Raw genomic sequence first — 9545 nt, 5'->3', positions numbered from 1 at the left:
ATCCTGCGCAACCTCGAAAACGAGGATGAGCGCTCCGTGATGATCCGCAAGGTCACCGGCCTTATGCCGACCCGCGAGGACTTTCGGCGCATGGCAGCGCCCATCGTGCGCGGAACGATCATCGGTTCGGCGCTCGGCATCCTGCCGGGAGGCGGCGCGATCCTGGCAGCCTTTGCCTCCTACACGGTCGAAAAACGCGTCTCGAAAAACCCGAAGGAGTTCGGCAAGGGCGCCATCGAAGGCGTCGCCGGACCGGAATCGGCAAACAATGCCGGTGCGCAGACTTCCTTCATCCCGATGCTGACGCTGGGCATTCCGGCCAACCCTGTCATGGCGCTGATGATCGGCGCCATGATCATCCAGGGCATCGTGCCCGGCCCCAATGTCGCGACCGAACAGCCGGCGCTGTTCTGGGGCATCATCGCCTCGATGTGGATCGGCAATCTGATGCTGATCATCCTCAACCTGCCGCTGATCGGGCTTTGGGTGAAGCTGCTGACGATCCCCTATTACGTGCTTTTCCCGATCATCATGGCGTTCTGCTCGATCGGCGTCTACAGCGTCAACAGCAACGTCTATGATCTCTACGCCGTCGCCTTCTTCGGCTTCCTCGGCTACCTCCTGACCAAGCTGCGCTGCGAACCGGCACCGCTGCTGCTCGGCTTCGTGCTCGGCCCGCTGCTCGAGGAAAATCTGCGCCGCGCCATGATCCTCTCGCGCGGCGACCCGAGCACCTTCGTGACCAGACCGATCAGCGCCGGCCTGCTGCTCATAGCGCTCGCCGTGCTCGCCGTCGTCTTCCTGCCGGCGGTCAAGAAAAAGCGCGAAGAGGTGTTTGTGGAGGAGAGTTGAATTACGCCGCCGTTCCGCCTCGGTCCTGAACCTCTTCGACCGGGTCGAGCGGTGCGATCGGCACCAGCGGTGCCGGCACATCGGTCGTCTTGACCTCGGCCTTGCAGATGTCGGCGATGACGCAGGCCGGGCAATCCGGCTTGCGCGCCTTGCAGACGTAGCGGCCATGCAGGATCAGCCAGTGATGTGCATGGCGCATATATTCGTCCGGAATGATCTTCAACAATCCCTGCTCGACCTGTTCCGGCGTCTTGCCGGGCGCCAATCCGAGCCGGTTGCCTATGCGAAGAATGTGCGTGTCGACCGCCATCGTGTGCTGGCCGAAGGCCATGTTGAGCACGACATTGGCGGTCTTGCGCCCGACCCCGGGCAGCTTGACCAATTCATCTCGATTATCGGGTACCTCGCCGCCATGGTCGCGGATCAGCGCCTGCGACAGCGCAATCACATTCTTCGCCTTGTTGCGCCACAGCCCGATGGTGCGGATATATTCGCCGACCCTTGCTTCCCCCAGCGCCAGCATCTTGTGCGGCGTATCGGCGGCCCTGAACAGCGCCCGCGTCGCCTTGTTGACGCCGGCATCCGTCGCTTGCGCCGACAGCACCACCGCGACCAGCAGCGTGAAGGCGTTGACATGTTCGAGTTCGCCCTTCGGCTCGGGCCGCTGGACGGAAAAGCGCCGGAATATCTCGTTAACTTCGGCTGGGCTGTAGCGTAACGCGCGTCGCACCGGCCTCGGGCGCGGCTTTGCGTTCGAACCATCGCGTCGTGCGGGCAACAGCTCTTTTTTGGACAGGGAAGAATCTTTGGACTTGGGGCTTGCCATTTCCCTCCTATAATATCCCCTCATGAGCGACACAAACGCCTCGTTTCAGGCCGACGAGCCATTCTTTCAGGCGCTACTGACCCCGCACCGGTCTCTGGGCCGGACAGGCTTCTTCGTCCTGATGGGCGCGCTGCTGTTCGGCTGGCTGGTGACAGGCGCGTTTTTCCTGTCGCGCGGCGCCTGGCCGGTGTTCGGCTTCTTCGGCCTCGACGTGGCCGCCGTCTACATCGCCTTTCGCATCAACTATCGTGCCGCTCGCGCACGCGAAGAAGTCTCGGTTTCGCGCACCAGCCTCGACATCCGCAAGACAGCCCCCTCGGGGAAATCGGAAGCGCATCGCTTCAATCCATTCTGGGCGCGGTTTTCGGTGGCCCGTCACGCCGAGATCGGCATCACAGGCATGACGGTGCAAGGTGAAGGCCAGAACGTGCCGATCGGATCGTTCCTGGACCCCGATTCCCGCGAGAGTTTTGCCACCGCCTTTTCGCGCGCGCTGGCGACCGCCAAGGCACGCTGAGGCAGCCGCGAGCGATTCCTGGGCTCGAATCCGGTGCCTATCCGGGTATGCGCCGCAAGAAGGCAAGTTTCGGGTGGCGATCGACGCCCCGAGGGGCGATATTCCGGCTCAAGGAGACAGTTCCATGAGCACACACACCGCAGTCCTCAAAAAGGACATCACGCCTGAAGGCAGCGATTATGAGATCGTGCGCCGTGCCATCGAGAAGATCAGTCTCGACTATCGCGACCAGCCTTCCCTCGAAGAGCTGGCCGAGGAGGTCGGCGAGACGCCGACCGGCCTGCAAAAGCTCTTCACCCGCTGGGCCGGCCTGTCGCCCAAGGCCTTCCTGCAGGCGGTGACACTGGACCATGCGCGCAGGCTGCTCGATTCCGGCATGCCTCTGCTCGAGACCTCATTCGAACTGGGCATGTCCGGCCCCGGCCGGCTGCATGATCTGTTCGTCACGCACGAGGCGATGTCGCCGGGCGACTACAAGACACGCGGCGCCGGGCTCACCATCCGCTACGGCTTCCATTCCTCGCCGTTCGGCACCGCCCTGATCATGGCCACCGAGCGCGGGCTCGCCGGCCTCGCCTTCAGCGACCCCGGCGAGGAACGCGCCGCCTTCGCCGACATGTCCAGCCGCTGGCCGAACGCCATCTACGTCGAGGACATGACTGCCACCGGCCCCTATGCCGCCCGTATCTTCGACCCGACGCTGTGGCGCCCCGACCAGCCGCTGCATGTCGTCATGATCGGCACCGACTTCCAGGTTCGCGTCTGGGAGGCGCTGCTCAAGATCCCGATGGGTAAGGCCCGCACCTATTCCTCGATTGCGGCCAGCATCGGCGCACCGTCCGCCAGCCGTGCGGTCGGTGCGGCCAACGGCGCCAATCCGCTCTCTTTCGTGGTGCCTTGTCACCGCGCCATCGGCAAATCAGGCGACCTCACCGGTTATCATTGGGGCCTGACCCGCAAGCGCGCCATTCTGGGTTGGGAAGCCGGGCAGATATCGTAATACGCATCTTCCAAATATTGCCAGCATCGACGAGGCCGCGTTGGCCACTAGATACCTCTCAAATCGGGCTGGACCATGCGCGTGGTCTGGCAAGCCGCGGCCTTACAGGTTAGCTTCCACGCAATCGGAACGATCTGCGTTCGCCCGGACGCACGAAGACGCTCCGACATTTTGAATTTGCGTTGCCAGGAGGCCCTGCTTGATTATCGTCATCGGCTCGATCAACCTCGACCTTATCGCCAAGGTCGACCGCTTGCCGAGCCCCGGCGAGACGGTGGGCGGCTCGGCCTTCACCACCGCGCCTGGTGGCAAGGGCGCCAACCAGGCCCTGGCCGCCGCACGCGCCGGCGCCTCGGTGCGCATGGTCGGCGCCGTCGGCAGGGACAGCTTCGCCGCCGAAGCACTGGCATTGCTGCGCGACGGCAAGGTCGACCTGTCCGGCGTTGCCGAGACTCACGCCTCGACCGGCACGGCACTGATCATGGTCGCCGACGACGGCGAGAACATCATCGCCGTGGTGCCGGGCGCCAACGCTTCCGTGGTGCCCGGCGATCTCTCCAAGGCCTTTCTGAAAAAAGGCGACGTCGTGCTGCTGCAAAATGAGATTCCGCTGGCCACCGTCGATGCCGCCCTCGACCAGGCAAGGGCGGCCGGCGCCATCACGGTGCTCAACACAGCACCTTTCCAGGCGCAGACAGCCGGCTTTCTCGACAAGGCCGACTATGTCGTCGCCAACGAAACCGAGTTCGACCTGTATGGCGAAGCGCTGTCGCTGCAAGGCCGCGATCGGGCGGCGCGCATGCGCGACTTTGCCGGAAAGACCGGCCGCACCGTCGTCGTCACGCTCGGCGGCGATGGCGTGATGGCGGCGACACCGACCGAGTTCCTGGCCGTTGCTGCGCGCAAGATCATCCCCGTCGACACGGTCGGCGCCGGCGATACGTTCTGCGGCTATTTCGCCGCCAGCCTGTCGTCGGGCCTCACGCTCGAACAGGCGCTGGCGCGCGCCGGCGCGGCCGGCTCGCTGGCCTGCCTGAAGCCTGGCGCCCAACCGGCGATCCCGCTCGCCAAAGACGTCGATCAGGCGCTGCAGGAAACCCGTTAGAATGCTGCGTCCTCAAACAAAACATGCCGTGCCGCCGGCAGGCGACATCTGCCGCCTGTCCGCAGTCGAACTCGCCGGCGCGATCCGGGAGAGAGAGCTTTCCGTGCGCGAGGTGGTGGCGGCATTCCTCGACCGCATCGAGGCGGTCAATCCGCTGGTGAACGCCATCGTCTCCTTGCGCGATCGCGCCGATATCCTGCGCGAAGCCGATGCGGCCGATGCCAGCCCGACGCGAGCCAAAACCAACCCGCTCTTCGGCCTGCCGATGGCCATCAAGGACCTCGCCTCGACCACGGGCCTCAGGACCTCTTTCGGCTCGCCGATCTTCGCCGATTTCGTGCCGCAGGAGGACGATTTCTTCGTCGAGCGCATCCGCAATGCCGGCGCCATTATCATCGGCAAGACCAACGTCCCCGAATTCGGGCTTGGTTCCAACACCTACAACGCCGTGTTCGGGCCGACGCTGAACGCCTTCGATCCGGCCCTGACCGCCGGAGGCTCGAGCGGCGGCGCGGCCGTTGCCCTGGCGCTCGACATGGTGCCCGTCGCCGATGGCAGCGACTTTGGCGGCTCGCTGCGCAACCCGGCCGCCTGGAACAATGTTTTTGGCTTCCGCCCGTCGCAAGGACTTGTTCCTGGCGGACCCGATTTCGAAGTCTTCCATGCGCAGATGGGCGTCGACGGGCCGATGGGCCGCAACGTCGGTGACATGGCACTGCTGCTCGATGTGCAGGCCGGTTACCACCCGCACGCGCCATTGTCCTACGAGAAACCCGGCTCGTTCCTCGAAGGGCTTGGAATACCCGCAACTGGTGGCCGCATCGCCTGGCTCGGTGACCTCGGCGGTCATCTGCCGGTTGAAACAGGCATTCTCGGCCTGTGCGAGGCGGCACTTGGCCGCTTTGCGGAGGCGTCCTTCGCGACCGAGCCCCTGCTGCCGGATTTCGATTTCGAAGCGCTGTGGCAGGCCTTCGTGACGCTGCGCCAGGCCAGCAGCGGCTGCGCGCTCAAAACCCACTATGACGATCCCGCAAAGCGCCGCCTGCTCAAGCCGGAAGCCATCTGGGAAGTGGAGAACGCAACGCGGCTGACGGCGCCGCAGATCCGCGCCGCTTCGGTCATCCGCACGTCGTGGTATCGCACGCTTCTGTCGATCTTCGACCGCTATGATCTGATTGCGCTGCCGACAGCGCAGGTCTTCCCCTTCGACATCGATACGCATTGGCCGCGTGAGGTCGCCGGACGCACAATGGACAGCTATCACCGCTGGATGCAGGTTTCCGCCTTCGCGACCTTGGGCGGCTGCCCGGCGGCCAATGTGCCGGTCGGCTTCGACGATAGAGGGCGGCCGATGGGCATGCAGCTGATCGGCCGGCCACGCGGCGACCTTGCCGTGCTCAAGGCGGCGGTCGCCTATGAGGCAACACTGCCCTGGCCGGCCGGCGCCTGAATCGCACGCGTTGGCGTGCCGCGGCGCTTCGCGCACCGGCTTGCATCGCTATCGCCGCCATGCATTGATTATCCTCAGCCGCGCCGCCTCGGCGGTATTCCTGGGGAAAAAGCATGTCGCTCGAACTCTACGCCGCCTATGTCCTCGCTTGCATTGTCATTATCCTGGTGCCCGGTCCGACGGTCACGCTGATCATTGCCAACAGCATCCGCCATGGCTCGCGCGCCGGCCTCGCCAACGTCGCCGGCACGCAGGCCGGGCTTGCCGTGATGATCGCCATCGTCGGCATCGGCCTCAACACGCTGATCGCAGGCATGGGCCACTGGTTCGAATGGGTACGGCTGATCGGTGCCGCCTATCTGATCTGGATGGGTGTGCAGATGTTCCGTTCCAAGGGCACGTTGAATGCCGATGGAACAGCGAGAAAGCCGCGCGGCGGCTTCTTCCTGCAGGGCCTGCTGGTGGCGCTGAGCAACCCCAAGACGCTGATTTTCTTCGGCGCCTTCTTTCCGCAGTTCATTTCGCCGCAAGGCAACTACTCGCTGCAGATCGCCGTCATGGGTCTGACCGCCATGATCTTCGCCGCCTTCTCGGATTCGACTTACGCGCTGGCCGCCGGCCGCGCCGGGCGCCTGCTGTCGGCCGGCCGCATCAAACTCCTGTCGAGGATCAGCGGCAGCTTCATGGTCGGCGGCGGCCTGTGGCTGGCGTTTTCGCGGTCGAAGTAAAGGCGGCCGAGCCGGTGCCGCAAGGAGTTGCAGCACCCTGGAATGGCAACAGATTGAAAGTGTGCTGTCCCACCACCACATGAATCTGGCTTGAGGGATTCATGTCTGTCTTTTGGACTTGGGATGGTTTGAAGAGGAACGCGCCTGGCGTGATCCTCTTTATTGGTGCGTTTGCGGTTATGATCATGTTGGCGGCAAACAAATGGATCAACGACGCCAGCCCGATCCGATCGGTCGACACAGTCGAGGCAAACGTCGAAAGTGTCCGGTTGGACCATGGCCGCGGCATATATCTGGTTTCTATCGAGAACGGTTCGTCTGTCCTTATCGATGACGATCACCCGCATCTGATCGGCTCGCGCACAAACATCGAACGCGTCACGCGCGACAATGGCTTCGTCTTCTACCGATTCGTGAATTGAATCATGGCAACAGTATCTTCTCTCAGAAACCGCCTGCTTCTGTTTCAGGCAGAATACCGAGACGCAGTCATTGGTGTCGTATTCTTCTGCGCACTGCCCCTGGCGGCGCTGATCCCGATTGCGATGAACCAGGACAATCCGGTTGTGGCAACTCAGAGTGTGATGGGCACTATCGAGTATGTGAGGTTAATGCCCATCAATCCGAAGATGGCTGCCGGGCGCGGGCTGTATTACACATACGATGTCCGCCTTGATGGCAACAGCGCGGTGACATCCATCGATGATGAAGTGGGGATGCCGCACCTTGTCGGTTCGGTCATCCCCATCGAGCGGCAACATCATAAGCGCGGCGGAGACACCTATCGGTTTCTCAATGATTGAAGACGCGTGCTCACAAGTTCAGTTCTGTTCTGACGGTCAGTTAAGCCGCCCCAGCCTCTCCACCAGCAAGGCGAAAAACGCATGATGGTCGATGTCGCGCATCACCATGGCGTTCTTCGGCCGTTTGGTGACGCCCCACCAGTCGATCACGGTCATGCCCATGGTCAGTTCCGAGGCGGTTTCCACGCTGACGTTGCAGTTGCGGCCTTTGAACAGGTCCGGCTTCAACAGATAGGCGATGACGCAAGGGTCGTGCAGCGGGCCACCGTCGGTGCCGTATTTCTCTTCATCGAAGCGCTCGAAGAACTCCAGCATCTCCGCGGTGGCGGTGCCGACCCTGGTGCCCAGCGCGCGGAAGGCCTGCGTGCGCTTGGCGGTGGTCAGCGCCTTGTGGGTGACGTCGAGAGGCATCATGACGATCGGAATGCCGGATTTTAGCACGACATCTGCGGCCTGCGGGTCGACATAGATGTTGAATTCGGCGGTCGGGGTGACATTGCCGCCTTCGAAGAAGCCGCCGCCCATCAGCACGATTTCCTTGATGCGCGGTGCGATGCGCGGCTCGCGGATCAGCGCCAGCGCAATGTTGGTGAGCGGGCCGAGCGCGCAAAGCGTGATCGTGCCGCTTTCTTCGCTCATCAGCGTCTGGACGATGAAATCGACCGCGTACTGGTCCTGCAGCTTCATCGTCGGTTCGGGCAATTGCGGACCGTTGAGGCCGGTCTTGCCATGCACTTCCTCGGCGGTGACCAGTTCGCGCGTCAGGGGCCGGATGGCACCGGCATAGACCTTGATGTCCGGGCGGCCGGCCAGCTCGCAGATCTTGCGGGCATTCTTTTCGGTAAGCTTCAGCGGCACGTTGCCGGCAACGGCTGATATGCCGACGATCTCCAGTTCGGAGCTGCCGAGCGCCAGCAATATGGCGACGGCATCATCCTGGCCGGGATCCGTGTCGATGATGATCTTGCGTGACTGGGGCATTTCAATTCCTTGTTTGGCGAGGTCGTGGACTTGCATCGATCCGATCGGAACATCCAAATGACGCCGAAGCGGCCGCGAGCTGCCAGGCCGAACCGCTCGACCGGGGAAGACAATCCCGACCCGCGCGCTTTTCCTTGCATCTGCTCGCCGTTTCAAGCGCCATGTCTGTCATTCCTGTGAGTCCACGGCCTGGTCTTTTTGGGCGGGTCTGTTGACGGCTTGAACTTGGTCGCGGGGCGGACCATATCAAGGCCATCGGGAAAAATGCCATCTGGGTTTTTCCACTTTATGTCGCTCTTGAGAGGACAGTGTAACATGAGCCGAATGACGCCCTTTTCCAGCCCGCTTCTGCTTGGTTTCGACGCCATGGAAAAGACCCTGGAACGCCTGGCGAAGTCCGGTGACAGCTACCCTCCCTACAACATCGAACGCCTCAGCGGCGCCGACGGCAAAACCGAAAGGTTGCGCATCACATTGGCGGTCGCCGGTTTCGCCGAAAGCGATCTCGATGTCACCGCGGAGGAAAACCAGTTGGTCGTGCGCGGCCGTCAGACCGACGACACCGAGCGCGAATTTCTTCATCGCGGCATCGCCGCGCGCCAGTTCCAGCGCTGTTTCGTGCTGGCCGACGGCATGCGGGTGATCGCAGCGGAGTTGAAGAACGGCCTTTTGGCGATCGACCTCGATCGGCCGGAGTCCGAACGGCTGGTACGGAAAATAAACATATCGGTGAAAGACTGATCTTTACCGATGGCTCTCATGCGGGATGGCCTTGAGCGGCGTCCTCGCGCCAAGGAGGCTTTGAAATGACCAGAACTGAAACTATCACCATGACCAATGGCGAATTCGCTCATCTCGGCGAGGGCTCGGTCGCTTATCTCAGAAAGGTCTCGAGCGACGAATTGCTCGGCCGTTTCCCCAATCTCGGCGAAATCGCTCCCGGCATGGAACTGTGGGCGCTGTTTGCAGCCAATGGCCAGCCGATCCTGCTTTCCGACGCGCGTGACCGCGCACTGGCCGGTGCCATGGAAAACGACCTGACCACGGTCGCCATCCACTAAGACCCAGCGCGCCGCCCTGTTAGGCGCGACCAGCAGGCTCAAACGCATAGGGCCGCCCGTGGCGGCCCTTGAAGTTCGTCTCACCAGAAAAATCAGGCCGCGTGCGAGGCCTGGGTGTCCGATAAAAGCGCGTGGATAGCCGCGGCGTCGCGCGTACCCCTGATCTTGGCCACCGTGTCGGCGTCACGCAGCACTCGCGCGATGCGCGACAGTGCCTTGAGG

General features: G+C 62.9%; 12 protein-coding genes and 1 pseudogene. 10 read left to right on the top strand and 3 right to left on the bottom strand.

What is annotated here, in order from left to right; genetic code table 11:
• On the top strand, window positions 1-852 hold an 852-nt coding region (locus EN949_RS28620), incomplete at its 5' end, for a tripartite tricarboxylate transporter permease (protein ID WP_206534971.1).
• Between the two features lies 1 nt (window position 853).
• Here EN949_RS28620 and nth read toward each other — a convergent pair.
• Entirely contained in the window at window positions 854-1678 is an 825-nt protein-coding gene (nth, locus tag EN949_RS28615; protein WP_127365988.1) for an endonuclease III, read from the bottom strand.
• A 22-nt stretch (window positions 1679-1700) separates the two neighbouring features.
• Between nth and EN949_RS28610 the strand changes: the two genes are divergently transcribed.
• The 7 genes from EN949_RS28610 (at window position 1701) to EN949_RS28580 (ending at window position 7281) form a co-directional block, all read left to right on the top strand.
• On the top strand, window positions 1701-2195 hold the full coding sequence (locus tag EN949_RS28610) for a DUF2244 domain-containing protein (protein ID WP_127365989.1): 495 nt from the start codon (window positions 1701-1703) through the stop codon (window positions 2193-2195).
• 124 nt (window positions 2196-2319) lie between these two features.
• Window positions 2320-3195 carry a bifunctional helix-turn-helix domain-containing protein/methylated-DNA--[protein]-cysteine S-methyltransferase gene (locus tag EN949_RS28605; RefSeq protein ID WP_127365990.1) on the top strand — a complete coding sequence of 292 codons (876 nt, stop codon included), beginning with the start codon at window positions 2320-2322 and terminating at the stop codon, window positions 3193-3195.
• A 199-nt stretch (window positions 3196-3394) separates the two neighbouring features.
• On the top strand, window positions 3395-4300 hold the full coding sequence (locus EN949_RS28600) for a ribokinase (RefSeq protein WP_127365991.1): 906 nt from the start codon (window positions 3395-3397) through the stop codon (window positions 4298-4300).
• A 1-nt stretch (window position 4301) separates the two neighbouring features.
• Entirely contained in the window at window positions 4302-5750 is a 1449-nt protein-coding gene (locus EN949_RS28595) for an amidase (RefSeq protein WP_127365992.1), read from the top strand.
• Between the two features lie 113 nt (window positions 5751-5863).
• Window positions 5864-6478 (top strand): LysE family translocator, encoded by a 615-nt coding sequence (locus EN949_RS28590; protein WP_013529595.1) that lies wholly within the window; start codon window positions 5864-5866, stop codon window positions 6476-6478.
• A gap of 101 nt (window positions 6479-6579) precedes the next feature.
• Complete coding sequence (locus EN949_RS28585) at window positions 6580-6900, top strand: hypothetical protein (RefSeq protein WP_013529594.1); 321 nt, start codon at window positions 6580-6582, stop codon at window positions 6898-6900.
• 3 nt (window positions 6901-6903) lie between these two features.
• Window positions 6904-7281 (top strand): hypothetical protein, encoded by a 378-nt coding sequence (locus tag EN949_RS28580; RefSeq protein ID WP_127365994.1) that lies wholly within the window; start codon window positions 6904-6906, stop codon window positions 7279-7281.
• 36 nt (window positions 7282-7317) lie between these two features.
• Here the strand turns inward: EN949_RS28580 and EN949_RS28575 are convergent, their stop codons facing one another.
• A complete protein-coding gene (locus EN949_RS28575; protein WP_127370812.1) occupies window positions 7318-8262 on the bottom strand; it encodes a nucleoside hydrolase in 945 nt (314 codons plus the stop codon).
• 315 nt (window positions 8263-8577) lie between these two features.
• Here EN949_RS28575 and EN949_RS28570 point away from each other — a divergent pair, with 315 nt between their 5' ends.
• Together EN949_RS28570 and EN949_RS28565 are read left to right on the top strand one after the other, a co-directional pair.
• A complete protein-coding gene (locus EN949_RS28570) occupies window positions 8578-9003 on the top strand; it encodes an Hsp20 family protein (RefSeq protein ID WP_127366021.1) in 426 nt (141 codons plus the stop codon).
• Between the two features lie 65 nt (window positions 9004-9068).
• Entirely contained in the window at window positions 9069-9323 is a 255-nt protein-coding gene (locus EN949_RS28565) for a DUF1150 family protein (protein ID WP_013529590.1), read from the top strand.
• A 92-nt stretch (window positions 9324-9415) separates the two neighbouring features.
• Here EN949_RS28565 and EN949_RS36760 read toward each other — a convergent pair.
• Window positions 9416-9545 (bottom strand): annotated as a pseudogene (locus EN949_RS36760) (PTS sugar transporter subunit IIA); the annotation flags it as partial.

The organism is Mesorhizobium sp. M7A.F.Ca.US.007.01.2.1 (assembly GCF_003998165.1).
Taxonomy (GTDB): Bacteria; Pseudomonadota; Alphaproteobacteria; order Rhizobiales; family Rhizobiaceae; genus Mesorhizobium; species Mesorhizobium ciceri.
The sequence above is the reverse complement of the archived record's forward strand: the minus strand, read 5'-3'. Positions and strand labels throughout refer to the sequence as shown.

Excerpts from the sequence above, each read along its gene's own strand:
- nth (WP_127365988.1), bottom strand. The coding sequence starts at position 1,678 with ATGGCAAGCCCCAAGTCCAAAGATTCTTCCCTGTCCAAAAAAGAGCTG.
- EN949_RS28610 (WP_127365989.1), top strand. The coding sequence starts at position 1,701 with ATGAGCGACACAAACGCCTCGTTTCAGGCCGACGAGCCATTCTTTCAG.
- EN949_RS28605 (WP_127365990.1), top strand. The coding sequence starts at position 2,320 with ATGAGCACACACACCGCAGTCCTCAAAAAGGACATCACGCCTGAAGGC.
- EN949_RS28595 (WP_127365992.1), top strand. The coding sequence starts at position 4,302 with ATGCTGCGTCCTCAAACAAAACATGCCGTGCCGCCGGCAGGCGACATC.
- EN949_RS28590 (WP_013529595.1), top strand. The coding sequence starts at position 5,864 with ATGTCGCTCGAACTCTACGCCGCCTATGTCCTCGCTTGCATTGTCATT.
- EN949_RS28585 (WP_013529594.1), top strand. The coding sequence starts at position 6,580 with ATGTCTGTCTTTTGGACTTGGGATGGTTTGAAGAGGAACGCGCCTGGC.
- EN949_RS28580 (WP_127365994.1), top strand. The coding sequence starts at position 6,904 with ATGGCAACAGTATCTTCTCTCAGAAACCGCCTGCTTCTGTTTCAGGCA.
- EN949_RS28575 (WP_127370812.1), bottom strand. The coding sequence starts at position 8,262 with ATGCCCCAGTCACGCAAGATCATCATCGACACGGATCCCGGCCAGGAT.
- EN949_RS28570 (WP_127366021.1), top strand. The coding sequence starts at position 8,578 with ATGAGCCGAATGACGCCCTTTTCCAGCCCGCTTCTGCTTGGTTTCGAC.
- EN949_RS28565 (WP_013529590.1), top strand. The coding sequence starts at position 9,069 with ATGACCAGAACTGAAACTATCACCATGACCAATGGCGAATTCGCTCAT.